29 protein-coding genes are annotated in these 23890 nt (G+C 37.2%); 15 read left to right on the top strand and 14 right to left on the bottom strand.

Annotated features, from left to right (window positions below):
• Positions 1 to 119: 119 nt before the first annotated feature.
• The 3 genes from SCALIN_RS10190 to SCALIN_RS10180 are packed head-to-tail and all read right to left on the bottom strand — an operon-like array spanning position 120 to position 3812.
• Positions 120 to 1892 (bottom strand): alanine/glycine:cation symporter family protein, encoded by a 1773-nt coding sequence (locus SCALIN_RS10190; RefSeq protein WP_203415426.1) that lies wholly within the window; start codon positions 1890 to 1892, stop codon positions 120 to 122.
• Positions 1882 to 2955, bottom strand: a complete 1074-nt coding sequence (gene mnmA / locus SCALIN_RS10185) for a tRNA 2-thiouridine(34) synthase MnmA (protein WP_096894396.1) — start codon at positions 2953 to 2955, stop codon at positions 1882 to 1884. Before mnmA ends, SCALIN_RS10190 begins: the two co-directional genes overlap by 11 nt.
• Positions 2952 to 3812 carry a site-2 protease family protein gene (locus SCALIN_RS10180; protein ID WP_096894395.1) on the bottom strand — a complete coding sequence of 287 codons (861 nt, stop codon included), beginning with the start codon at positions 3810 to 3812 and terminating at the stop codon, positions 2952 to 2954. Before SCALIN_RS10180 ends, mnmA begins: the two co-directional genes overlap by 4 nt.
• A gap of 787 nt (positions 3813 to 4599) precedes the next feature.
• On the opposite strand from SCALIN_RS10180, the gene SCALIN_RS10175 reads away from it, so the two are divergent.
• The 3 genes from SCALIN_RS10175 (at position 4600) to SCALIN_RS10165 (ending at position 9538) form a co-directional block, all read left to right on the top strand.
• Positions 4600 to 6291, top strand: a complete 1692-nt coding sequence (locus tag SCALIN_RS10175; RefSeq protein WP_096894394.1) for a sigma-54 dependent transcriptional regulator — start codon at positions 4600 to 4602, stop codon at positions 6289 to 6291.
• Between the two features lie 1357 nt (positions 6292 to 7648).
• Positions 7649 to 8086, top strand: a complete 438-nt coding sequence (locus SCALIN_RS10170; RefSeq protein ID WP_096894393.1) for a hypothetical protein — start codon at positions 7649 to 7651, stop codon at positions 8084 to 8086.
• A gap of 177 nt (positions 8087 to 8263) precedes the next feature.
• Positions 8264 to 9538, top strand: coding sequence for an argininosuccinate synthase (locus tag SCALIN_RS10165; RefSeq protein WP_096894392.1), 1275 nt, complete (start codon positions 8264 to 8266; stop codon positions 9536 to 9538).
• A 58-nt stretch (positions 9539 to 9596) separates the two neighbouring features.
• On the opposite strand, the gene SCALIN_RS10160 is transcribed toward SCALIN_RS10165, so the two are convergent.
• The 10 genes from SCALIN_RS10160 to SCALIN_RS10130 form a co-directional block, all read right to left on the bottom strand.
• The gene (locus SCALIN_RS10160) at positions 9597 to 9929 is read right to left on the bottom strand and encodes a La RNA-binding domain-containing protein (protein WP_133111825.1); all 333 of its coding nucleotides are present in this window, start codon (positions 9927 to 9929) and stop codon (positions 9597 to 9599) included.
• Between the two features lie 124 nt (positions 9930 to 10053).
• On the bottom strand, positions 10054 to 10734 hold the full coding sequence (locus tag SCALIN_RS10155; RefSeq protein ID WP_096894390.1) for a lipid-binding SYLF domain-containing protein: 681 nt from the start codon (positions 10732 to 10734) through the stop codon (positions 10054 to 10056).
• 61 nt (positions 10735 to 10795) lie between these two features.
• Complete coding sequence (locus SCALIN_RS10150) at positions 10796 to 11404, bottom strand: GNAT family N-acetyltransferase (RefSeq protein ID WP_096894389.1); 609 nt, start codon at positions 11402 to 11404, stop codon at positions 10796 to 10798.
• Between the two features lie 32 nt (positions 11405 to 11436).
• Complete coding sequence (locus tag SCALIN_RS22155) at positions 11437 to 11604, bottom strand: hypothetical protein (protein WP_162532254.1); 168 nt, start codon at positions 11602 to 11604, stop codon at positions 11437 to 11439.
• A 150-nt stretch (positions 11605 to 11754) separates the two neighbouring features.
• Positions 11755 to 12357: a hypothetical protein gene (locus SCALIN_RS10145; protein WP_096894388.1), complete on the bottom strand. Its 603-nt coding sequence runs from the start codon at positions 12355 to 12357 to the stop codon at positions 11755 to 11757.
• Between the two features lie 235 nt (positions 12358 to 12592).
• Positions 12593 to 12769, bottom strand: coding sequence for an aspartate--ammonia ligase (locus SCALIN_RS21680; protein WP_133111823.1), 177 nt, complete (start codon positions 12767 to 12769; stop codon positions 12593 to 12595).
• A gap of 29 nt (positions 12770 to 12798) precedes the next feature.
• Positions 12799 to 13284 (bottom strand): hypothetical protein, encoded by a 486-nt coding sequence (locus SCALIN_RS10140; RefSeq protein ID WP_096894387.1) that lies wholly within the window; start codon positions 13282 to 13284, stop codon positions 12799 to 12801.
• A gap of 9 nt (positions 13285 to 13293) precedes the next feature.
• Positions 13294 to 13989 (bottom strand): hypothetical protein, encoded by a 696-nt coding sequence (locus tag SCALIN_RS10135; RefSeq protein ID WP_096894386.1) that lies wholly within the window; start codon positions 13987 to 13989, stop codon positions 13294 to 13296.
• 23 nt (positions 13990 to 14012) lie between these two features.
• Positions 14013 to 14162 (bottom strand): hypothetical protein, encoded by a 150-nt coding sequence (locus SCALIN_RS22150; RefSeq protein WP_162532253.1) that lies wholly within the window; start codon positions 14160 to 14162, stop codon positions 14013 to 14015.
• Between the two features lie 228 nt (positions 14163 to 14390).
• Positions 14391 to 14855 (bottom strand): cytochrome c, encoded by a 465-nt coding sequence (locus SCALIN_RS10130; RefSeq protein ID WP_096894385.1) that lies wholly within the window; start codon positions 14853 to 14855, stop codon positions 14391 to 14393.
• 234 nt (positions 14856 to 15089) lie between these two features.
• Here SCALIN_RS10130 and SCALIN_RS10125 point away from each other — a divergent pair, with 234 nt between their 5' ends.
• Entirely contained in the window at positions 15090 to 15593 is a 504-nt protein-coding gene (locus SCALIN_RS10125) for a glutathione peroxidase (protein WP_096894384.1), read from the top strand.
• 517 nt (positions 15594 to 16110) lie between these two features.
• Here SCALIN_RS10125 and SCALIN_RS10120 read toward each other — a convergent pair.
• Entirely contained in the window at positions 16111 to 16227 is a 117-nt protein-coding gene (locus SCALIN_RS10120; protein WP_096894383.1) for a helix-turn-helix domain-containing protein, read from the bottom strand.
• A gap of 752 nt (positions 16228 to 16979) precedes the next feature.
• Here SCALIN_RS10120 and SCALIN_RS10115 point away from each other — a divergent pair.
• From SCALIN_RS10115 to SCALIN_RS10085, 11 genes are all read left to right on the top strand, one after another.
• Positions 16980 to 17603: a DUF2179 domain-containing protein gene (locus SCALIN_RS10115; RefSeq protein WP_096894382.1), complete on the top strand. Its 624-nt coding sequence runs from the start codon at positions 16980 to 16982 to the stop codon at positions 17601 to 17603.
• Positions 17604 to 17829: 226 nt separating this feature from the next.
• Entirely contained in the window at positions 17830 to 17961 is a 132-nt protein-coding gene (locus SCALIN_RS23380) for a hypothetical protein (protein WP_261341020.1), read from the top strand.
• Between the two features lie 94 nt (positions 17962 to 18055).
• Positions 18056 to 18487 (top strand): heavy-metal-associated domain-containing protein, encoded by a 432-nt coding sequence (locus SCALIN_RS10110; RefSeq protein WP_162532252.1) that lies wholly within the window; start codon positions 18056 to 18058, stop codon positions 18485 to 18487.
• A gap of 46 nt (positions 18488 to 18533) precedes the next feature.
• On the top strand, positions 18534 to 18656 hold the full coding sequence (locus SCALIN_RS23375; RefSeq protein ID WP_261341019.1) for a hypothetical protein: 123 nt from the start codon (positions 18534 to 18536) through the stop codon (positions 18654 to 18656).
• 108 nt (positions 18657 to 18764) lie between these two features.
• Positions 18765 to 18968, top strand: coding sequence for a cold-shock protein (locus SCALIN_RS10105; protein WP_096894380.1), 204 nt, complete (start codon positions 18765 to 18767; stop codon positions 18966 to 18968).
• A 548-nt stretch (positions 18969 to 19516) separates the two neighbouring features.
• Entirely contained in the window at positions 19517 to 19822 is a 306-nt protein-coding gene (locus tag SCALIN_RS10100; RefSeq protein ID WP_133111819.1) for a hypothetical protein, read from the top strand.
• A 47-nt stretch (positions 19823 to 19869) separates the two neighbouring features.
• A complete protein-coding gene (locus SCALIN_RS10095; protein ID WP_096894378.1) occupies positions 19870 to 20097 on the top strand; it encodes a hypothetical protein in 228 nt (75 codons plus the stop codon).
• 405 nt (positions 20098 to 20502) lie between these two features.
• Positions 20503 to 20631: a hypothetical protein gene (locus SCALIN_RS23370; protein WP_261341018.1), complete on the top strand. Its 129-nt coding sequence runs from the start codon at positions 20503 to 20505 to the stop codon at positions 20629 to 20631.
• 283 nt (positions 20632 to 20914) lie between these two features.
• Positions 20915 to 21049, top strand: coding sequence for a DUF1016 N-terminal domain-containing protein (locus tag SCALIN_RS23915; protein WP_420885426.1), 135 nt, complete (start codon positions 20915 to 20917; stop codon positions 21047 to 21049).
• Between the two features lie 33 nt (positions 21050 to 21082).
• Complete coding sequence (locus SCALIN_RS22680; protein ID WP_203415425.1) at positions 21083 to 21472, top strand: PDDEXK nuclease domain-containing protein; 390 nt, start codon at positions 21083 to 21085, stop codon at positions 21470 to 21472.
• A gap of 361 nt (positions 21473 to 21833) precedes the next feature.
• Complete coding sequence (locus SCALIN_RS10085) at positions 21834 to 23879, top strand: TOL_0244 family TonB-dependent receptor (RefSeq protein ID WP_096894377.1); 2046 nt, start codon at positions 21834 to 21836, stop codon at positions 23877 to 23879.
• Positions 23880 to 23890: the final 11 nt, after the last annotated feature.

The raw sequence follows: 23890 nt of genomic DNA, 5'->3' as shown, positions 1-23890 counted from the left end.
AATTCTCCAAAATTATTTATATCTGCTTACATGCAACACAGTAATGGTGGACAACGATCAGTCTCTCTTTCGAGAGGACTCCAGAATTTGACTCCTTTCGAAAGAGAGGGAATAGTCATTTAGTTGGTACGTAAATGTTTCCGTGAAAAGTAGTCTTTCGTCAAACCTATCACTACCCCGCTTAAGGCAATAATGGCAATGAGGTTTGGAAGTGACATTAAACCCAGTGTGATATCAGAAAAATTCCAGACAAATTCCAAACGTACCACTGCACCCACAAAAAGAGCGATTACGTAAATCCAACGGTAAGGCATTATTGCTCTCCTGCCAAATAAGTATTCTACACAACGGTTTCCATAATACGACCAGCTTATGGCTGTAGATATTGCAAATAGTATCAACCCTATTGAGACTATAACACCTCCGAAATACGGTATTCCCGCATTGAAGGCATTTTTTGTTAAAACCGAAGAATTTGCTTTACCAGTCCACTCTCCAGTTATAATGATTACCAGCGCAGTCATGGTACAGATAACAATGGTGTCAATTAACGGGCCCATCATTGCGACAAGACCTTCGCGTACTGGCTCTTTTGTCTTCGCAGCAGCGTGGGCTATCGGAGCGCTTCCAAGCCCCGCTTCATTAGAGAACGCAGCTCTTCTGACTCCCCATGTAATTGCGTATAATACAGTTGCCCCGGCAAAGCCTCCGGTTGCGGCAGTTGGGGTAAATGCGTGCTTAAAGATCAGATAAAATGAGTCTATTATCTTGTCATAGTTCCAGAAAATTATAAAAAGCGCTCCCGCGACATATATTGAAGACATAACGGGTACAAGCCTGCTTGCAACCTTTCCAATCCTCTTGATACCACCAATAATCACCATGCCGACGATTACGGAGATTATTATACCTAGAATTGCCTTCAAAATAATTCTTTCTGGTATCACTGTAGATATTTTATTTTTACTTAGCTTATTGATACTGCCATCGTTATTTAAAAAACCAAGGTCCTTTATGAGTTTACCTCCATCCGGAGATACCAGTGTAAACTCACGCTTACCATCCGTTAAATCTGTAAACTCAATGCTGTTTCTGTCTGTGGCTATTTCTGCCTTGACGGCATGAGACATATTGTCGGGATGGTAATTTATGGTATTTAAAAAACCACCAACTGTTTTAGTCTGAGAGATATCAATCTCGATTGTTTTTCCATTATGTGTTTTTATAACAAGTGCTGTGTCATCTGTCTTACTGGTCTCTTCTCCATTGTTCATTCTGGACAATGGAGTGTCATTGTAAAACTTTTGAGTAGCAAATTGATCGGTAAAGGCGATGACCATGGAATTAGATTGAACCATATTACCGCCGCCAAATGTAGCGATGAGACCACAACTGGCAAAGAGTATGGCCAGCCACTTGAACCTGCTTCCCATTCCCTTCTCGATGTAATACATTGGTCCGCCGCTTATAGAACCATCACTGTGAATGACTCTGTATTTCTGCGCTAAAGTACATTCTGCAAATTTGGTGACCATGCCGAAGAGTGCGGCTATCCACATCCAGAAAATGGCTCCCGGTCCGCCGGCATGTAAGGCGATTGCTACACCGGCGATGTTACCAACACCTACGGTTGCAGAAAGGGCAGCGCAAAGCGCCTGGAAATGGGTAATGTCTCCCGGGTCGTCCGGGTTATCGTACTTGCCTCTGGCAACTGCGATACCGTGGCCAATCCTTCTGAATTGTGGGAAAACAAGCCGTATACTGAAATAGACACCGGAACCAACAAGCAGGATGACCAGCGGCATGCTCCAGACATAGCCCGCAATCTTCCCGAGGACTTTGGTTACTTCATCCAGTGCTGAAATATTTATAAGTGGTATATTAACGTTCAATCCATCCGCCTCCGATCACAATATCGCCATCGTAAAATACGGCTGCCTGTCCCGGTGTTATGGCCCGTTCAGGTTGCTTGAACTTAACTCTGACACGATTCTGTTCAAGTGGATAAATTGTTGCCGGTGCTGCATCATGTTTGTATCTTATCTTTACTGAAGCAGACAACTCCATTTCCGGCTTTTCAATTGAAATCCAGTTTACATTATCGACCGTAAACGTGTCTTTAAAAAGTTTTTCCGCAACCCCAACGGTAACTGTGTTCTGCGCGGGGTCGATATCAACTACATACCTTGGCTCACCAAATGCAATTCCCAATCCTTTTCTCTGGCCAATGGTAAAATTATGGATGCCATCATGTGTACCCAGTGTGTTATCATTTGTATCTTTAAATTCACCGGGACCAATTTCTGCTCCTACCTTTTCAACAATCAAATCACTGTAGCTCTTACCGGTAACAAAACAGATATCCTGGCTCTCAGGTTTATCTTTAGTCTTCAGGTTTACTTCAGAAGCCTTTTTGCGGACCTCATCTTTAGTCATATTTCCGAGTGGAAACAGGGCACGGGACAATTGATTCTGATCGAGTGAGAAAAGAACATAAGACTGGTCTTTATTAACATCAACTCCTTTTTTCAAAATATATCGTTCTTTGAGTCTCTCTATTCTTGCAAAGTGTCCGGTAGCGACATAATCGGCCTTAAGGTAATCTGCAAACCTGAGTAATTTACCAAACTTGAGATCCTGATTGCAGATTATACAGGGATTGGGAGTCCTCCCTTTTAAATACTCATCACAAAAGTATTCAATAATACCATTAAACTCATCTTCAAAGTTAAGGACATAAAAGGGAATATCGAGAAATGACGCAACATTTCTGGCGTCTCTGGCATCTTCCGCGCTGCAGCACGTTGCTGTTTTCCTGTCAGGTGCCGGTGCAGTTGCGGTGTTTCCAAGACGCATAAACAAACCGATTACGTTATACCCCTGCTCAATTAAAAAATGAGCGGCGACGCTGCTGTCAACGCCACCGCTCATTGCAATTACTACTCTTTTTGTCATATCTTAAAAGGAATTGGAGTGAAACATAGCAAAAATATAATCAACATTAATACACCTAAACATTTACGCTTAAAATCGAGTGGTGTAAATGGGTCCGCCGGTGGAGGATGTTTAAACCCGAATAACAATAGCAGCACGGCAATAAGGATCCAGCCCCTAAAGACAAACACGGCAAAAAGACAAAAAATTCCTATGCCTACTCTGTATACAATTTTACTATGTTTTCCCAATAGCGCGTAAATGACATGACCACCGTCAAGCTGTCCAATTGGCATTAGATTAAGTGCAGTAACAAAAAAACCCGCCCAACCCGCAAATGCAATCGGATTTAAAATAATATCAAATCCCTCCGACACCTCACCTAACATCATTTTTGAAAAAAATGAGAATAGTATCGGTTCTCCCAGGCCTAAATAACTGGCTGCATCCTTTGGGATAGGTTGAACTTCTGAGAGATGCAACCCAATTAGAGTGATTGGGATCGCAAATATCAGGCCTCCTAGCGGGCCTGCAACTCCTATGTCAAATAAAGCACGTTTGTTGGGTATATGGCCCTTCATCTTGATAACAGCGCCGAGAGTTCCGAAAAAAGAGGGAAATGGAAGAAAATATGGCCATGTCGCATCAACGCTATACTTTCTGCACATAATAAAATGTCCCATTTCGTGTGCAAACAGGATTACCATTATAGAAATAGCGTAACCTGGGCCATTCATTATATAAGTGGTGAAAAATGTAGCAATAAAGAGGAGGATATTAATCCTTGGAATTTCAAAAAAAGAGGGCGTAGAAAGGAATTTCTTTATAATGCGCCAAGTTGCCTTAAGTATCCCTCCGGATTGGTGTTTTTGATCCATAATCTAGCTGAAAAGTTAATTGTTTTATTGTGTTTTATTGAATTATGTTTTTCGATAAACTCAGGCCAATTATAACCTTACATAAAAATATTGTCAAGGTAAAATGAGGTATTGGTTTTATGGCGATGGTGATATTGTGTATAAAAATTATGGTGATTTAAATTAGATAATTTAAAGTTATCTCAGACTTTCCAGCTTCTTTTTTTTGGTACTTTCAGTTATAAACTAGTTCTTCGGGTTTGACAAGTTCACTGTAGTTATGTAGATAACCCTCCTTTTATTTTGTGATCACCCAGACGGGAAAGACTATTTTCTCGATTAGATAAAGGTGCGTATTTTCCCGCTACAGTTTGGTAATAAGGTTGATTGTATAGTGTGCCATGTTACAATACAGCGACGCACACTTTTGTGCCATGGCACATATCTAGTAGGTTTACAAAAATTATCATTAGCAAAAAATAAACAGTAGCGATATTGATATGATAAACGTAAGTATTGATAAATTATATCTTTAAACCGTTTTGAAAAATTATATTGGCAAATTAATTTATTTTAAATTTTTTTGGTGTAAATTTTGCGAAGTAAAGAAAGATTTTAACTATTGGTAATTGTATCAATTTTTAGGTTTGTAACAAATCTCTTCACTGAACTTACTGGATATAGCTAAAAAATTATCTCTTTTCGGTTTATACAGCGGCATGTATTTGAGTTAGTCACGAGAGTGTTCTTAGTGGCTGGTTCTACCAGTTTTGATCTTTTAAACCAGCTATTTAAATAGGAAAAAACAATGGCGAAAATTCTCATAATAGATGATGAAGAAAATATTAGATTTACATTTGAAGATTTCTTCATAGACGAAGGATACGAGGTTGCTACAGCCAGAGATTATGATGATGCCTTGAAAATGATTGATATGTCTGACTTTGATTTAATCCTGGCAGATATTAATCTGAGGGGCAAATCCGGTATCGACATCTTGAAAGAAGTTAAAATAAGAAAGCTAAATTGTCCGGTTGTTATGATTACTGCAGCGCCTGGTTTTGATACCGCTTCAGATGCACTTCGATTGGGAGCCTTTGACTATGTTTCTAAACCAGTCCAACTAGACTCGTTAATGCACATAACAAAGACTGCAATGAAGCATAAAGCGTTGGCAGACGAAAAGGAAAAGTACCGTTCAAATCTTGAGGCAATTTTCAAGAGCGTTAAGGATTCAATTATAACGGTAGATAAAGACATGATTGTTATAGAGACCAATGAAGCTGCTAAAAACATTTGTCACATTTCTCGTGATTCTGTTGGTAAATCATTTGAATCTCTCATGTCACACTGTGAGGGTAGATGTATAGACGCTCTTGCAGAAACGGTTAAGAGGAAAAAGCCAATTGAAATATACCATTTGGAATGTAGGCACGAATTGTGTCCTCAGCAGGTTGTAACCGTTAATACATATCCGCTTATTGATAATAAAGGGACATTTACCGGCGCGGTCTTGGTTGTTAGAGATGAAACTCATCTGGCAGGTCTTGAGAAAGAAATGAGAGAACGCCAGCGTTTACATAATATTATTGGTAAGAGTGAAAAGATGCAGACAATTTTCTCTTATATTGAAGATCTTGCCGATGTTCAAAGTACCGTCCTGATTACTGGTGAAAGTGGTACAGGTAAAGAGTTGGTAGCAGAAGCATTGCATTACAAAGGAGGGCGTAACCATAAACAGATGATTAAAGTAAATTGCTCTGCATTGTCTGATAATCTGCTCGAAAGTGAACTCTTTGGGCACATCAAAGGGTCATTTACCGGCGCTGTAAAGGATAGGATTGGTAGATTCAAGATGGCGGATGGTGGAACAATTCTTCTTGATGAAATCGGAGATATGCCACCCAGGATACAAGTGAAATTATTGAGGGTTTTACAGGAAAAAACCTTTGAACGTGTAGGAGAGTCAACGTCCATTACGGTTGATGTCCGGGTTGTTGCCTGTACAAATCAGGACCTTCGTGAAAAGATAGAACAAGGTGAATTTCGCGAAGATCTTTACTATCGCCTTAATGTAGTAGAAATATGTGTGCCTCCTTTAAGAGAGAGAAAAGAAGATATTCCTTTTCTCATAGACCACTTTGTAAAAAAATTTAATGAGAAAATAAACAATAATATTCTGGGTATATCTGCAGACGTCCAGAAAGTATTTATGGATTATTCCTGGCCTGGTAATATAAGAGAGATGGAACATGCGCTGGAACACGCATTTATCCTGTGCCACCAGAAAACAATTACCCTTAAACATCTGCCTCCTGTTTTTGAAAATTTTTTTACGACAAAAAGAACTTTTCTAAAAAAAATGGGAGTTGATGAAAAACTGGTAATTGAACAGGCACTTGAAAAAGCAGCTGGGAATAAAACTATGGCTGCCAAGTTGCTGGGTATTAGTAGGCGTAACATTTACAGAAAGATTAAAGAGTATAATATCGAACTTTAACCGTTAGATAATAATCAGGTATTTATGTCGTGCCATGGCACATTATTGTGCCGTTCATTATTGTGTCATGACACATATGTTCTCCAGTAATTTAAGTTTTTTCAATCCCCAGGGTCAATGATCAATTTCTTTAGGCTGTTTATAAGTTGAGTTTATTTCAAGAGTTAACTTGGGTATAAGGCTCGAAAATATAAAAATCAAATAAAAATGTTTATTTGGCATGTGTTTTGATATATACAAATGTCTTGATGCATTTAGGAAGTGCTTGTAATAGGGTTATTAGGAATTGAATAAGCGGTTTGTCTTAGAATATATACACTTGGCTTTTTCTTAATGTGTAGATTAGGACAATTAGTAAAAAATGTTTGTGTTTAGCAAGCTGGTCAGTTGAATAAGGAGTAGATTAATGTGTTTACAAACTGCTGGTTCAATCTTAGAGTATGGCAAGGAGGCCAACACATCAATACAGGAAGATAGAAATTGAACCAGCAGTTATGCACATTGGGCCTGTTATCAGTTAAGCATGAATTCCTTATAAAAATATAATATTTAAGCATAAATCTTTTCTGCTCATGCTTTAGAGAAAACATGTTACTTCCTTTAGTACATCTAGTGTATCTAGTATATCAAAAGTTGTAAATTCGACAAGTATGAAAGTGAAAAATCTAAATTTAAACATATCATCTTTACGTGAGGATTAGTAACTTAATACATAAGGAATGTTCTAAATAATTAAAGAGGAACGATACGGTGCGTAATGTGTCCATCAACAATAGAGATTCTTTTTTAACCAGGTTCCCCCTGATTTCTCCTCTCCCTCCTTCACCACAAGGAGGTTTTCTGGGGGGGATTTGGTTATTTTTTACGAGACCTGAGACCGAGTCTTGGTACTTTCATAGGATTAACTATTGGATGAAAATATGATCAATTTCATGCTTGTCTAAGATGAAGAATCCCACCCCGATACAATCAAGAAGTATCCGGTCAGGTTTTTTTTGTTACTACCGTTTTTGTCATACCCGCCCGCCTGTACCTATTCGGGCAGGAATTTCTTTCTCTTTTTGTATATAACCTCATGTTTGTCTATTCTCGCCATTCATTTATATTTCTCTTTGACTCATGTTCATAGCGATGGTAACATGTCGTATTGAATTAAAGCTAATTAGTTTCTGATACGGCAAGATACTACCTATTCAAAAATGTATGATTTGTTTCCTGAACAGACTTTAATAAATAAAAAATAAAGGTTGGTTTCGGAAACGAACACTACAGAAAAATGTGCTCTGTCGCTGAAACTAATTCGTGATAATTCGTGAAATTAGTGTCTACTAATATAAGAGGGCCATAAGACAACTTGATGGTGTCCAGAGATAAACTTACTCCAGAAAAAAGGGTTGGACTGACAGCAAATTTAACTATTTTCCTTGGGATTCTTTACACAAGTCTGAGTATTGCTGCTATTTCAGGAATCGCTTCTCTTTCAACAAGAGGATATGGGATAAATAGTATTGTTATCGGGTGTGTAATAATCGGGTTAGGTTACGGTACCCGCTACGGAAGTAAAACCTGTTTATATTTTGCAACTGTTTTTTTTGGGTTGTTAGCAGCATATTTTATGTACAACTTCCTGTTAAACAGATCAATTAGCCCAATAGTTCGTTTTACGTTCAGTATATGGGCAGCCAGAACACTTGCCAGGACGATACCCGCTATGGCTGCTCTTAAGGCCGCAGGTTCTTTGCCTGACAGGGGCAATCGATACAGGGATTTTTTTTTAAGGCGTATGAAAAATTAGAAATCAACCCTCTCTTTCTCAGGACAAAAGGCGCTGGGGACCTTTTGAGATGTGTCCAGAATTAGGATCATTTTGCAAGAGAGAGGATCGGATGTTTTTTAGAAAAACACTATACACTTTATAATCAAAGCTAATTAGTGATAATTCGTGAAATTAGTGTCTAAATAAGGAGAAAAAATGGGAACTGATAGAAAGAAAGTTGTCCTGGCATATTCAGGGGGGCTTGATACCTCTGTCGCCATAAAGTGGATACAGGAAAAATATGACATGGATGTAATTGCTCTGACCATTGATCTGGGAACAGACAAACCTTTGAAGCCGGTAGTGGAAAAAGCAATTAAGACTGGTGCTATCAAATCCATGGTTATAGACGCAAGGGAAGTCTTTGTTTACTATTTTCTTTTTCCAGCAATCCAGGCAGGGGCTCTTTACGAGAGAACATATCCACTTGCAACCGCATTGGGCAGGCCTTTGATAGCAAAGTTGCTGGTTGATACTGCTGCGGCAGAAGGCGCCTGTGCAGTTGCGCACGGTTGTACCGGGAAAGGAAATGATCAGGTTAGGTTTGACGTTGCCATAAATACACTGGATCCCTCTTTACAGATAATTGCACCGCTTCGAGAGTGGAACATGACCAGGGATGAATCGATGGTTTATGCTCGGGATAATGATATTCCCATTGATGTAAGTACAAAGAATCCATACAGCATAGATGAAAATATATGGGGAAGAAGTATTGAATGCGGAATACTTGAAGACCCATGGGCTGAACCACCGGAAGATGTGTATAAAATAACAAAAAACGCGAAGGATGCTCCTGATGATCCTACATATATAGAAATAGGTTTTGAAAATGGTCTTCCTCTGGCTTTGAATGGACAGGAGGTAGATGGGGTTAGTCTCATTGATAAATTGAATACGCTGGCCGGTGATAACGGTATAGGGAGAATTGACCATCTTGAGAACCGTATTGTTGGAATAAAATCCAGAGAAATTTATGAATCACCTGCAGCCATAGTTCTCTATAAAGCCCATCAGGCTCTTGAAGAAATTGTCATGACTAAAGAGACTCACCGGTTTAAGGAGATGGTTTCTACTCAGTATTCAGATATGGTTTATAATGGTTTGTGGTTTTCAACATTTCATCAGGACTTGGCAGCTTATATACTAAGCAATCAACGATTCGTTGTTGGTACGGTTCGCCTTAAGTTATTCAAGGGCAACTGTACTGTTGTTGGAAGAAAATCACCTCTATCGTTATACGACCACTCACTGGCAACTTATGATGCCGGAGATACTTTCGAGCATAATGCCGCAACCGGTTTTATTAAGATCTTCGGTCTGGCGACAAAGACCCAGGCACAGATTCAACTTAAGGCACTCAAAAAAGGTGAAGTTATCCCTTCAATCATGCCTCCCAAAGTTAATCCTACTGACGTGATGGAAAAATGAGAAACTTTAAGGTTGCATGTGATTAAATGTATGTATATGAATTTCAAAGTTGGTGACATTAAAATTCTTCCCCGCCTCCTGGACGTGCAGTGGCAGTACTCTCCTCAGAATGACATGCTGACTTGTCATTCTGAATGCAGCGAAGAGGAATGAAGAATCTAACCTGTTGGTATGGTGACACTCCTCTCTTTCGAGAGGGATCCAGTACTGGAATCCTCTCGAAAGAGAGGAAAATGTTTCCGCATTCATTTACCTGAATTACTTCTGAACAGGTAAGTAATTCAATTATACAGATATCAATTTTAAGTTTTGGAATTTTAGTTGTTGTGACGATGACCATTTGTGATAAGAGGTGCCTCAGCTGCTGTACAACAGTTCTACTGTTGGACATACAAAATAGTGGCAGTGCTACTGCGATCATATGATATGAAAACTCATAACACATTGAATGGGAGAAACCATTTTTTTGTAGGTAAAGAAAGTGGTTTAAGATCTGAAGCCGAACCACATATGTACTAAAAATTACTATATTTTTCTAATGTTCTAATCAGTGCCTTTACTTCATCTGGTATATCATCCGTGTTTTGGAATATCTCTTTTACAGATATTTTCCTTCCGTAGAATTCTCTATTAGCATTGTCATCTTGTGAGATAAACCCACCTTCAAAAACAAGCCCACCATATAGACCTTGCGCCATTGAATAGACCAGATATGCGGTATTCTGCCCAATCTTCGCTTCAGTATCTCTCCCAACAGGACCTACGGCAAGAGCTGCGCCGACACCTAATTTGAATTTTGTAAGTAGTAATGACTCAATTCCACTCTTATTCATTATTAAGATTATCGTGTCAGTTAATTGCCCTCCAGCCTGAAACCCAAAACTTGCCTCTCCACTGGTAACGAAGGACGGTGCGCTCCATTTGCGAGTTTCTACGTCTCTCTTCAATGCGACTCCCATGCCACCCTTGACGCCAAAAATAAATCCTGCCTTATACTGTCGCATTATTATGATACCATGGCAACTCTTCATAAGAGTTAACGGTACTGATGTTTCCGGGATTTCCATTATCTTTTCAAGGAAATAGTTAGACCTGTCAATTCTATTATTTAATTTATCTTTTGATACTGCGTATGTACTAGAAGTAACTACCAGGAAGAAACAGCAAACAACTGATAAGATTAATTTTATTTTCAAATTTAAGTCCTCCTTTTTCTTCCTTCAAAAATTATCATTTTTACATGGAAAAAATGAACCCTCATGAAATTTTCTTTATCATCGTGATTGCTGATGAGAAACCCATAGCACGGCACAAAAAGAGAAAAGGTAGAGGGCATCTTCGTACTTTTGTAGCAATAAACCCATTTCGTTCGTAAAAACGTCTTGCATCAGGATTTGTGTCTACGACGTCCAGTCTTATTGTGCTGAAATCATGCGCCCATGCAAAATCTGAAACTCCGGTTAGCAGGTGTGTGCCTACCCCTTTGCTCCGTATTGAAGAGCTGACCATAATGGCTTTCAAGTATAATTCACCCTCACGGTCGCGTGAATTAAAGAGGCGCATCCTTATTATTTTCAGGATACCTCTCAGCCAGCCGAATTCGTGAGCTAAACCAGATAAGGAGGGACTGAAAAAATGGCAACCTTCATACTGCAAGCCGGCTATACCCAGCAACTGCCTTCCGCTAATTGCCACCATCGTACCTTTAGGGTTCAGGTGCTTCTGTAGAAAAGAGATCCCATTTTCCCTGGTGTTCATGATCGGAAAAAATTTCTGTTGAAACGAGTCAAAGAAGATTTCGGCTGCTTCCCGAATGTATTCTTCAGGAAGGCCGATATGTATTTCGATAGGACCTGCAATATTCATTTTTTTTATGAAAGACAGTATAAACGTTTACTTTATCCTACCTTTATTTGTGCTAATGCTAGAACTTCTAATTTGTTTTCTACTAAATAGTTTATCTGATCTTTTGCATCTTCTTCGTTTCCAGCTTCAACATTGATAATGAAAAGCTGATCTCCTCCGCCTTGCCAACTAACTGTTAATCTGAATTCGTACATATCCATCTTCTGTTTTCTCTCCTTAAAAAATTTGTAAAAAATTTCTTTATTATATAAAAAAACCGGCTTTATACACGGTAGTGGTTTGATTTATCAAACCCTGTTTTTGTGGGACGATAAAATGTTTTGCTACTTCGTAATTCAATTACATTGTTTTCACAGTGGAGTATGACTCCTGTCTATACTGGGGAATTCAATGTTCATGTCTTTGAATCTCTGCACCAGGCTTTCTGCGCCGGGTATGAGATCTTCTGTAGATTTGGCTGATTCAATTAATTTCCAGAGTTCGTGAATTATGCCACAGTCAAATAATTTCTTACAACGGTCACTATAGCATCCTTCTGCAACATCTACATCAAACAGGACATATTCAAGTTCCTTCCAGAAGTCATCGGCACCTATAACTCCTCCTACTGCAGAGCCTTCAATACCTTCCTTATAAAACCTGTTTAACGTTACTTCAAATTTTGGGAATCTCTGGCAAAATTGATAATTGACAAATGCCTGTTCTATAGTATCCAGAGACATGGAAACTTCATATTCCAGGTTGCTTTCAGGTACTTTCGTACTGAACAGAACGTGTGCTGTTTCGCGTAAAGCGGCCTTGAATATCATCAGAAAATCATATTGATACTGAGGGAGTATGACTTCCTTTTTATCCGGGAACGAATGACCGGCAGGAACATCTTCAAATTTAACTTTTATTTCCGGGTCTAATACTTCAATACATTTAACTACCATTTCATGGACCTTTTCCATTATCAAAACCTTTCAAACATAAACTTAGACAAGAAATGTCGGGTAACCTGCCCGACTTCGCTATTCAGGCGGGTTTCCCCGCCTACTTTCAATTTCCTCAACATGTACTTACATTCATTGACTATATAATCTTAAATAAAATTCTACCAGATTTGATCTCATAATTAAAACTCTATTATCCCTGAAAGGGATAAACAAATCAGTCATTCTGGCTTTTAAAACAAACTTTTCAAAGTTATGTTTTTTTCGACATTTCTCGCTCCAGGACATGTATATTCTTCTTTTTACAAATATCCTTAAGTAACTCGGGCCATACGGTTACACTAACCTCTCCAATGTGTGCTTTCTTGAACAGATACATATTGGTTCTGGATTGTCCTATACCGCCGCCAAAACTGAGTGGAATCGTCATTTAATCCACATATACACTAAATACAATATTTATGGTAACTTCGAAACCGCCAGTATGCAAAACAGATAAAGTACTTTGCGTGTTAACGATAATATTTCTGTGACATAAGATATTGATCTGTCTTTAAACTCGTGGGTGTATATTCTCTCTAAAACTCTAACTAAATTCATAAGTGCGTCCTTTGGGTCAGAGTCTCTTGATGATCTCAACTTTCCAATCGCCCTCATAGTCGAATCTTCATCCGGTGTTCCTTCAGGATCGGTAAGAATGGTCTCCAGTGGCGGGTCAAAGAAAGCCAATGAGTCTACAGATACATTTTTCAATAATCTTCTCATCTCAACATCAGAAAATTTTTCTACAAGTGATCCTGGTCTCAGGCGATTTAGTTTGTGGTCGCCTTCACCTTTCGTCATATCTACAGTCTTTGTGAGAGAAGCCCACATAACGCCAACCGCTTCATGATCGGGTAGAGATTGACTAGATATTATTTCAGTTAGAATTTCTTCTTTGTCCATGTTTCATTCCTAAAATGATTTTATCACCCATTCTCCATGTAAATCCTTTACAAATGCAAGTTGAAAGGATGTCTTTTCATCTTTTAAACCACTGATTATTTCATATATTGCAGTATCTGTTATTACTTCTACAACTTCAATATTTGCAAGGTCTTTACTTATCTTTTTTCTGCTATAGGGATTGAGAGTTTTAAAAATTTTTCTGTATTTTTCACCTACTGTATGATGGAAATAGCTCAATGCTTTTTCAATATCATTCTGTTCCAGTGCTTTTAACATGCCTTTCCATTTTTCTCTAAGCAGAATATCCAGTTCCTTTAACTCCTCTTGTGTCAGCTTTTCCCAAAGTTCATTTTCTATTGCCGGCATTATAGCCGCGATTGATTCATTAATCCTTTCCCGTTTTTTCTGAGACAACCTTTTTTCTATCTCTTCAATGGTTATTAAGACCTTTTTTAATCTGTTTTTCTCTTCTTCCGTCAGCTTATTATATATTTTTTCTATTTTACATATCTGCGCGTTACCAATATATCCCAGCAGTTTTTCAAAAGATTCATCCTTTAGCTCTATGGAATGTCGGTTTAAAAAGTTTTTGCATTGCTGGGTATACATTTCTACTTCTTTTGGAGAAGAATATGAAAAACTTTGTAAACCAACAATCAGCATAAAAATAACTATTTGAACTACTATCTTCTTGTTTATCATAAATAGATCCTTATTATAAATGCTTAGGCTTCCAACAGTGCTACTTTTCGAAGCCATTGCAGGTTTTTTTCCAGTTCCTGCATTAATAGTTTATATATGGTTTCGTCACTGGCTACGTTCCCGTTTTCATGTTTAAACGTAGTTGCTTCATCTTCGACTATTGATTCATCCATGGCCTTTGATTCATACCCATAAACAGACCCAGCATTCTCAATCTATCAGAATGAGTTTGAGGATAACTCAAGCTGGCATAAGGAACTTTTTCATAACGTTGCATAAGTTTGTCAACTGTCATTTCTGTTACTGTAAAAATATGCTTCCTCCTTAAAAATGGGGATTAAGGGGCCTGTTTCTCCTTTTGCAACAAAATTTAGTATTATTGTCAGCACTTGACTCAATTTTTACTCGCTGAAATCCAACTTGCCCTCAGCGTCTTTATTGAAACTATCATGACACGCGTCGCAAGAATAGACTAAATTGTTGAATTCTAACTTTGCTCTTTCAGAATAATGTTTTTTACTGGCTAACGTTAACTTATTTATAGCGCTGTTAAATTGGTTGCTTAACATAATAAATCTTAATGAAATATCATTTTTCTCTCTCATATATTGTGTTATACAAGTAAAGCCGATACCGTCTTTAAGTTCTTGAGTCCACATATCGATTTCAACCCAGTCATTATTTTTCACGGCTTTAAATAATCTTCTCATTACCAGAGAGGCTTTTTTCATAGAACGTGCCAGATCATCCTGTAGGGGGGTGTAAACTATTGCGTTTTCAATTTTCACTTCTTCAGGTTTTTTGCAGGAAGCGATGACGATAAGAGTTCCTATAATTAAAACAAGAATTATCAGTGACGATTTCATTTAATGCCTATTTCCTATTTTTCGTTTCCAGACTATAAAGATAGTTTTAAATATATAGTAACCCGTTTATTATTTCTACAGTAAATATTTAACTTTCATAAATTTGTGGTCTGGAATTTATGGTTTAAGTCTGATTACTTCAATTTAGCATAGGCTTTAATGTTGATTAATGGAGATAGATAAAATATACTGTTTGTGGTTTGTCTTTACTGAAAATTGACTGGATATCCTGTAATGAGTGAAAGATCGATTTATGATTTTACGATGAATGATATTGATGGTAATGCGGTCACCTTTGAAAAATTCAGAAACAAGGTTTTGTTGATTGTAAATGTTGCAAGTAAATGTGGCTTCACGCCTCAATATAAAGGGCTTCAGGAATTATATCAGGAATTCAAGGATGACGGATTTTTGATCCTTGCTTTTCCCGCAAACAACTTTTTACGTCAGGAACCCGGAACAGACAGTGAGATAAAACAGTTCTGTTCCTTAAAATATGACGTTTCTTTCCCAATGTTTTCCAAGGTATCTGTCAAAGGAGATGACATATCACCCTTTTATGCGTTTCTAACAGCAAAGGAGACAAATCCCGGGTTCTCCGGTACTATTAAGTGGAACTTTACAAAGTTCCTTGTTGACCGTGTCGGAAATATAGTGGACCGTTTCTCGTCAATGACCAAACCTGACAGTAAGAAAGTAAGGAAAAAAATCGGTCAACTGCTGGATAATGTCGAGTAAATCATAACCCCTTGCTCCTCGCCTGAATGATGCAGTCGCCCGCCCAGATGAATCCTGACTGGGGCAGGGACAAGCTAGGGGGTCACTGGTTCGAGTCCAGTATCGCCAATATTGTCATACAGGGACTTATGATAAGCGGTAGGTGGTGTAGTCTTGGCATTTGTGATCATTTTGTAACTAAAATTTTTAAGGGGTATTGGTAAACAAATTACCATGCCTCTATTTTTAACTCTTTTCATACTACATTTCGATTTACTATACAATTATTTCATTCAAGTCAATACGTCTTATCTGATCTTTATAATTCCTACGGTTTACTGTTTAAAAATCTTAGAGCCGAGTTTACAAGATATTTAATTGGATTAGGACACAATACTTTACTGATCTCATCACATGAGTTTCCAGGTAACTCACCAATAGGAATCATGCTTTAAAGTATTAGATCAATTATTTTTCATGATCTTGGTGATAGAACTAACTATGGTTAAGAATAATTTTACGCGCAAAGAATCTTCCTCTAGAGTGTTCTTAAGCCAAATCCAGGTAATCTGGCAGCTTTTGACTTGTTGCCTTTTGTTTTCTCCAGTGTAAACCTTATTATTTCCTTTTCAAATAACTGATTATCTTTTTCCATTCCAGCTTTTCTCTTTGAAAAACCGTAAGAATGGTAATTTGCATTCTATTTGCTCCACAAAATACGGAAATTATAATACTTTTTTTAAAATCCCTGAAGTCATGTGCCATTATGTCCACCAACTACTATATAACTAAATATTCTGCGCCATAATGACATAGTATAATTAGGCAAAAATATACTTTGAAATCAATAAAAATAAATTATCAATTCCATAAGCATCTATTTAGCAATGCCTTATAAAGATATACCAGTTGGCACGATTTTTGATATAAGTAATCATTAAAACCAACTTCTTTTAAATAAATTCTTTGAGTTTTCTTTATACCCAAAATATATAATTAAAAGAGTCGAGAATTAATGCAATATATAGCGCTGTAATTTGTGTTGTTTTCCTTTTTGGTATTACATTGTAGTTTAGGGATTCTATATATAAAAAATATAGTTGACAAAAAATAAAATATTAACCGTTGTGAGGAAGGCAAAGAACATTGAAAATATGGAGTATAGACTAAGGATTAGTAATCAAACAATATATATATTTGTAACTGATACGGTTTTGGAGTGTGGTGATTTTGTAACAGAGTAAACGGTATACAGAAGATTATGAGGCTGTTAAAGTCAGAAAGGTTACAATTTTAAACAAAGGTTAATGTTACTTAGACTGATTCTGTATGGAATGTTGTGTAGATAAACCTAATAATTACATATTTGACAATAATTTTTGATTGATTAATGGGGTCGTTGATTATATGGAAGTTATTTTTGATATAGAAACATTATTAACAGGACTTGTTATTTTTGCGGCAAGGATTGTTGATGTCTCAGTTGGAACGATAAGGTTGCTGGCTATTGTATCGGGTAGAACGTTTCTGGCTTTTTTTCTGGGTTTTATAGAAGTCAGCCTGTGGCTGGTAATAATAGCAAAGGTATTAAATGAAATATCAAACAAGCCACTTCTCGGATTATTTTTTGCTCTTGGTTTTTCTGCAGGCAATGCAGTAGGTATCCTTTTGGATAAAAAGATTGCGTTAGGTCATTTGGTGTTAAAAATATTTATTCTGGGTGATGGGAAAGAGATAGCGGAGGAAATTCGAAAAAGAGGATTTTCTGTAACAACGTTTGACGGCGAAGGAGAGCGTGGTGCAATAACCGAACTGAATATTGTATGCAGGAAAAGAGAATTAAAAAATGCTGTTCAAATAGTAAGGATACTTGATTCTGATGCATTTTACATTACTGAACCTGTATTAAGCGTAAGCAGAAAAATTACTAACTTTTTGAATCCTTTATACAAAATCAACAAACACCATAAATATAATGAAAACAAAGATGTGTATCAATTCATAAATCCTTTAACTGAAACGGTAAGGTAATTCAAGGTGGAAAGAGAGACCGTTTGCACCTTCTGAAGAACTATTGGTTCTGTTGAATATTAATTCTTTAATGAAATAATTGATATTCAAATGAAGCCATAATCTCCTCAAAAAGAATGCGAGGAAGATTAGCAAGCTGTGATAATTAATAGATGTGAAACTTCCTGCCCGGACGGGAGGGGAGTTTCACGAAACCAACATTTTAATTTATTTATGAGGTCAAGATATGGAAAAAACCCTTAGAAAGAAGAGTACTAAAAACAAAACTATAGCAAAGAAGGATTCAAAAAAAGAAAGGGTGACAGAGCCAGAGAAATACGACTCTGGTATCATGCTGGTGCAAAAAGGATGTAAATAAATCGTATTGCGGTGTAATAGATAATGTTTTTAGCGGCTTTGTTTTATGCTAACTATCTATAAAATTTTGAATTAAAAGGAGAAAAAATATGTTTTTGAATAAGTTATTAAATTTTGGCTACATTTTAGTAATTTCTATCGTTTTTGGAATCACAATGAGCACGGCAATTGTTAAGGCAGACTCCTCGTTGCAAAGCAACAGCGACTTTACATTGCTGAAAATAAATGATGAGTTTGCTACCACTCAGGAGCATGAACAAGCTGAAGAAAATACTGAGAAGGAAGACTTAGAGGCAGAAGAATTAGAAGGATTAGAGGAGTATGAAATATCCATTAACGGAATGACTTGCGCTAATTGCGAGACTAAAGTGAAAGGAGCACTATTGAAGTGTTCAGGTGTTAAAACTGCCTGGGTTAGTCACATAGAAGGGAGTGCTGTTATAGAAGCCGATACTGATATGATTGATGTTGATCAGATTGTAGCAGCTATAGAAAAAGCCGGATTTGCTTATTTAGAGGAAGAATGAAGGTTTTGTTTTGTAATAGGATTTACAACAATTTATATGGAGGGATATGATGGATAAAAATATTGGAAAAGAGACGGCTAAGAAACGTGGTCGGCCTAAAAAAAACCCGGAGGGAAAGACCGTGCAGGCTAAACCTGGTAAGCAAAAGGCTACAGGTAAAAATGGCTAGTTGGGCTTTTTTTGAGAAACGGAGGAGGTGTTATGCCTCCCCGTTTCTTTCTACAAAGAAATAATAAATTTCAAAATACTTATTGTATAAGAATGGATGACTCGCATCGTGATAAAAGGAACTGTTAGCTGGTTTAACGATACAAAAGGAATTGGGTATATTTCCCGGAGCAAAGGAGATGATGTTTTTGTGCATGATTCGGCGATTCAGTGTGAAGGTTTTAAAACACTTTCTGCCGGCAATAAGGTAGAGTTTGAAATCATAAAAGGTAAAAAAGGTTATGAGGCCTCAAAAGTTTTCGTAAGTCTTTGAAAAAGAAAGAGCTGGAGTACCATGATTTGAACCCGGACAAATTGGACCAGAATTATAAAAAAGCTATTTTTACAATTTTCATAACTGCCTGATTCAATGTCTGTTTCGCTATTACTTTATTCAACAATTTCATTGTTCGTAAATTCAACGAGGGCAGTGTCTGTATCTGAAAAATATTTAACTTTCATTATTTTACTCCAGAAATGTTCTATCAAAAAAGGCATTATGGACAGTTTCATCGTCTTCTAATACTATAACCGATAGCGCTGAGATAAATTCCCCCCTTTGTGCTGAGATAAATCCCCCCACTCAACCCGCAAGAGTCACAACAATGGATTATAGAGACAATATCAGAATGATTTCAGTCTAAAGCGGCCACAAGTTGTGCAAGTCAATAATTTACTAATAAATTTTTTTATCAGCACCAGAAATCTTCGCTTTTTTTAATCCTTTATAAGTCTGAACAATATAATGATCGTTAATAATGCCAACTATTTTATACATGCTGTTCTTCTCCTTCTCTAATTCTTCTGGTTCGAATTGGTCTCTTGTACATTATTAATAGTAGACCCGTTACGTACAAAGAAGAAACTGGCTGGCATGTCCACTCTCATATGTTGGTTGATCTGGCTGTTGATCGTAAAGTTGAGAATATGCAGCTTACAGACAATGGCTATTTCCTAGACCCACTAAAGAAAGATCTTGAACATGTTCTTTTAAGAGTTGGTCTTGGTACAATTTCAGATATCAGGCCGGTAACAGAAGGATACGGAAAAGAGATCTCACAGTACTCTATGAAGTTTGGTCTTGATATTGATGAAGCCAGGCTTAAGGAAATTATTGTTGATATTTAGGGGAAACGGATGGTGTCTAGGTTGGCAATTGTTATGGCCTTAAAGAGATGGAAGAACTTACACCGAAAGAGGAAGCACAGTATGAAACGTTAGGAACCATTAAGGAATTTGTTGATAAGTGCTTTAAAGAGAGGGGTGTTGATAGTGATCTGGTACAGTATGCACTCAGAGCAGTAAAAATCGGACTCATAGAGATATGGTCAGCAATCTACAAACCTGAACCTTTCCAAGGCGTGAAAAATGATATTGTTGAGAAGGTGGTGAATAAAATATGAATGGCAGTTTATACAAACGAGGTCAGACGTACTACATTGATTACCGGCTTAATGGCAAGCGGTATCGTGAGAGTACGAACACAACGAAGAGGCGTGGAGAGATTCTAGGCTTGAAATGGAAGCAGATCACTTTTTTTGTTTTCAGAAAGAAAATATCTGGAGGCATAGTGTACAATATGCCTCAAAAAACATTATATCTTGTTAACTACTTATCCCCCCGTAAATGTTAATCACAGAGTAAAAGGTTTTGATATTAAGAATTCTATCGCACCAGGATAGCTTTACATAAAAGATACTATACCGCTATGTGATTGAAAAAATACACTTGAAACAATTCAGATATACTATTAAAATCCGCTACTATGCAGAAAGAATTGATGATAAGAAGATATTGGATATAAATATATGAGCGATAAACTCGAACTCAGTAAGTTGATTGGGCTGTTTGAGCAAACGCATAATCAATTACAGAAACAGGCATCACGGTCAGTAGATATCGCTCTGGTGGTGCGTAACTGGCTGTTTGGTTGGTAGATTGTGGAATATGAACAGAATGATAGTGACCGGACAGAATATGGCAGTCACTTCTTTGAAGTTTTGTCAAAAAAGCTTGCTGAGATCAAGATTAAAGGGAGTTCGCCGACTCGCCTCAAACTGTATAGGTCATTTTATCAGAAGTATAAACAAATTCGTCCGACAGTGTCGGTCGAATCTCAAAATGCCCCAGAAGCTAACGAAATAGATATTCAACAGACACTTTTTGATCAATCACTATTGGCCAATTTTAAAACAAACAAAGATTACTCATTCGCTTTCTGTGCAATTGTCTTCACGCGTCAAACTTGGCTGGTCGCATTATGTAATCTTTCTTACCATCGACAATCATGCAGAGCGTAATTTTTATGAGATTGAAGCTATACAACATAGTTGGAGCGTGAGAGAGCTTAAATGACCAATTGAATCTTCACTTTATCAATGTTTTGCATTGAGCCGGGATAAAGAGGAAATTAAAGAACTATCTAAAAAAGGACATATTATTGATAAGGCTGATGATATTATAAAAGACCCGTATGTGCTGGAGTTTCTAAATCTACAGGAGAAACATATATATTCCGAACATGAGTTAGAGACAGGGATTATCGACAAACTGGAACATTTTCTTTTAGAATTGGGAAAAGGGTTCCTCTTTGAAGCCAGGCAAAAACGTTTTACCTTTGATGATGATCACTTTTATATGGATTTGGTTTTCTACAATCGCTTACTACGATGTTATGTGCTTATCGACTTAAAGCGTGATAAACTGACCCATCAAGACATTGGGCAGATGCAGATGTATGTAAATTATTTTGACAAATTAATAAAAAACAGAAGATGAAGCCCCTACAGTCGGCATTGTTCTCTGTCACAGAAAGAACGAAGCCTTGGTAGAATTGACATTGCCTGAAAATACCATCATGATACTAAGGAGTTTTGAGAACATTAAAACAACTGGAAAGTAAATACTCTTCAGACCGGATCTACGGTAAAAAACGGTTAATAAGCTTTGGAATGTATCCAATATAATCAATTGTTGTTTCGCGTTGGAAACTTTGTTTTTAGAGTTCTTCAGGTCGTTTAAGTTATCTACATTTGCTTTGTAAGCTATATAAGTTTCGACATAAATATCAATTTTTTTTACTATTTTCTAAATACAAATTCTATCTTGATAATCATATTAAATTGAAAAAATAAGAATAATGCTAAATAATGCAAAATATTTCATTTTATTTATTCTTTTTGCCTTTAATTCTACTCAACTTTTTTCTGAAGAACCCGCGGGACATCCAGAAAATATAGATGAGACTGCGTCCATACAAGAAGAAATAAGATGGTTAAAGGCAGAGTCATTTCTTATGGAGGTTAGCTCTGTCTCAAAAAAAACCGAAAAACTTTTTGATTCACCGGCCGCCATCTACGTAATCACGAAAGAAAACATTCGGCGTTCTGGAGCTGCAAGTATACCTGAGTTACTTCGAATGGTACCCGGACTGCAAGTGGCACAAATAGATGCGAACAAATGGGCAATAACTTCACGTGGTTTTAATGCCAGATTTGTAACTAAACTTCTGGTATTAATAGATGGAAGAACTGTTTACTCACCCCTTCTTGCCGGTGTATATTGGGATGTACAAAACTATTTAATGGAAGATTTGGAACGTATTGAGGTCATCCGTGGACCGGGTGGTACCCTCTGGGGCGCCAATGCAATAAATGGGGTGATAAATATAATAACTAAAAATTCCAGAGATACACAAGGTGGTCTCCTAACTGGGAGAGTCGGAAACGAAGAAAGAGCTATAGGCGGTTTCCGCTATGGTGGAAAAATAGGTAAAGATATAAATTATCGCTTCTATTCAAGGTACTTTAAATATGATGACTCTGGTGATCTTCTTAATGATTCTAGTCTAAATGGTAATGATAAGTGGAACATGCTACAAGGCGGTTTCCGCCTGGATTGGGATTTATCATCTTCTAGTGAATTGATGTTTCAGGGAAATATATATGATGGTCATTCTAATGAATCGCTTATTAACAGTTCTAAGCCACGACGGAATAGCGAACTATCCGGTGGTCACGTCTTGGGACGTTGGAAATATATGTTATCTGATAGCTCTGAAATTATTCTCCAAATGTACTTAGATCAAACCTTTCGTAAGAATGCTATAACAAGAGAGGTTCGAAACATATCTGATATTGATTTGCAGCATAGATTTAAATTAGGGGACAGACAGGAATTTATGTGGGGTCTGGGATACCGTTATGTAACTGATGACATTGATGGCTTCAGGGGGCTTACTTATGACACTGATAATACCAGTAAATCTAGTAGTAGATATGACAATTTATTAACTTCATTTGTACAGGATGAAATTACACTTATTGATGACAAACTAAGACTAATCCTTGGAACAAAGATTTCACATAATGATTATACAGGACTCGAATTCCAGCCCAATTTGAGATTAATCTGGAAACCTACACATCGAACAGCAGTATGGGCTTCTGTTTCTCGATCTGTAAGGACGCCTAATCGTTTTGAGCATGATTCGGTACACAGTATAACAACATTTCCGACTGGTTTCGTTACCACTGGTACTGTTCAAGTTCTTGGTAGCCACGATTTTCACTCAGAAAATCTTATTGCTTCCGAACTTGGATACCGTATTCAACCTGCAAAACGTCTTTCAATTGACATTGCAACGTTTTATAACTCTTACGATGCACTAGAAACTACTGAGACAGGAGTACGTTTTCCCAATCCAAATAATCCAACAAATACCATCTTTCCAACCTTTGTTGACAATAAAATGAAGGGTGAAACATACGGTGTGGAGATTTCTACAGACTGGAATGTAACAGATCGTTGGAAGTTATATGTTGGATATACCTATCTTCATATGAAGCTAAAACTAGTTAAAGGAAGTAACAGTATTGGAGCAGACATCGAGCATGAAGGCATTAAACCAAATAGCCAAGCCCAGATTCGTTCTTATCTGGATCTTCCTTTTAAACTGGAGTTTGATACATCACTTTATTATGTTGACAATCTCGATACCGGAAATATTCCTAGTTATTTTCGTCTTGATACGCGACTTGGCTGGCATGGAACCGATTCTCTTGAAATGAGTGTTGGCATGAAAAATATACTTGATGATCAACACCCTGAGTTCGCAGCTGTTAATAGCATTGACGCAACCGAAGTCGAACGTAGTGTATATTTTAATATAACGTGGCAATTTTGAAGAAAATTGAG

The sequence above is a fragment of the Candidatus Scalindua japonica genome, assembly GCF_002443295.1.
GTDB lineage: Bacteria > Planctomycetota > Brocadiia > Brocadiales > Scalinduaceae > Scalindua > Scalindua japonica.
The sequence above is the reverse complement of the archived record's forward strand: the minus strand, read 5'-3'. Positions and strand labels throughout refer to the sequence as shown.

Bases quoted from the DNA above. Each gene is read 5' to 3' on its own strand.
- mnmA (WP_096894396.1), bottom strand. From the start codon at position 2,955: ATGACAAAAAGAGTAGTAATTGCAATGAGCGGTGGCGTTGACAGCAGC.
- SCALIN_RS10180 (WP_096894395.1), bottom strand. From the start codon at position 3,812: ATGGATCAAAAACACCAATCCGGAGGGATACTTAAGGCAACTTGGCGC.
- SCALIN_RS10175 (WP_096894394.1), top strand. From the start codon at position 4,600: ATGGCGAAAATTCTCATAATAGATGATGAAGAAAATATTAGATTTACA.
- SCALIN_RS10170 (WP_096894393.1), top strand. From the start codon at position 7,649: ATGGTGTCCAGAGATAAACTTACTCCAGAAAAAAGGGTTGGACTGACA.
- SCALIN_RS10165 (WP_096894392.1), top strand. From the start codon at position 8,264: ATGGGAACTGATAGAAAGAAAGTTGTCCTGGCATATTCAGGGGGGCTT.
- SCALIN_RS10160 (WP_133111825.1), bottom strand. From the start codon at position 9,929: ATGTCCAACAGTAGAACTGTTGTACAGCAGCTGAGGCACCTCTTATCA.
- SCALIN_RS10150 (WP_096894389.1), bottom strand. From the start codon at position 11,404: ATGAATATTGCAGGTCCTATCGAAATACATATCGGCCTTCCTGAAGAA.
- SCALIN_RS22155 (WP_162532254.1), bottom strand. From the start codon at position 11,604: ATGGATATGTACGAATTCAGATTAACAGTTAGTTGGCAAGGCGGAGGA.
- SCALIN_RS10145 (WP_096894388.1), bottom strand. From the start codon at position 12,357: ATGGAAAAGGTCCATGAAATGGTAGTTAAATGTATTGAAGTATTAGAC.
- SCALIN_RS21680 (WP_133111823.1), bottom strand. From the start codon at position 12,769: ATGACGATTCCACTCAGTTTTGGCGGCGGTATAGGACAATCCAGAACC.
- SCALIN_RS10140 (WP_096894387.1), bottom strand. From the start codon at position 13,284: ATGGACAAAGAAGAAATTCTAACTGAAATAATATCTAGTCAATCTCTA.
- SCALIN_RS10135 (WP_096894386.1), bottom strand. From the start codon at position 13,989: ATGATAAACAAGAAGATAGTAGTTCAAATAGTTATTTTTATGCTGATT.
- SCALIN_RS22150 (WP_162532253.1), bottom strand. From the start codon at position 14,162: ATGGATGAATCAATAGTCGAAGATGAAGCAACTACGTTTAAACATGAA.
- SCALIN_RS10130 (WP_096894385.1), bottom strand. From the start codon at position 14,855: ATGAAATCGTCACTGATAATTCTTGTTTTAATTATAGGAACTCTTATC.
- SCALIN_RS10125 (WP_096894384.1), top strand. From the start codon at position 15,090: ATGAGTGAAAGATCGATTTATGATTTTACGATGAATGATATTGATGGT.
- SCALIN_RS10120 (WP_096894383.1), bottom strand. From the start codon at position 16,227: ATGGAAAAAGATAATCAGTTATTTGAAAAGGAAATAATAAGGTTTACA.
- SCALIN_RS10115 (WP_096894382.1), top strand. From the start codon at position 16,980: ATGGAAGTTATTTTTGATATAGAAACATTATTAACAGGACTTGTTATT.
- SCALIN_RS23380 (WP_261341020.1), top strand. From the start codon at position 17,830: ATGGAAAAAACCCTTAGAAAGAAGAGTACTAAAAACAAAACTATAGCA.
- SCALIN_RS23375 (WP_261341019.1), top strand. From the start codon at position 18,534: ATGATGGATAAAAATATTGGAAAAGAGACGGCTAAGAAACGTGGTCGG.
- SCALIN_RS10095 (WP_096894378.1), top strand. From the start codon at position 19,870: ATGGAAGAACTTACACCGAAAGAGGAAGCACAGTATGAAACGTTAGGA.
- SCALIN_RS23370 (WP_261341018.1), top strand. From the start codon at position 20,503: ATGAGCGATAAACTCGAACTCAGTAAGTTGATTGGGCTGTTTGAGCAA.
- SCALIN_RS10085 (WP_096894377.1), top strand. From the start codon at position 21,834: ATGCTAAATAATGCAAAATATTTCATTTTATTTATTCTTTTTGCCTTT.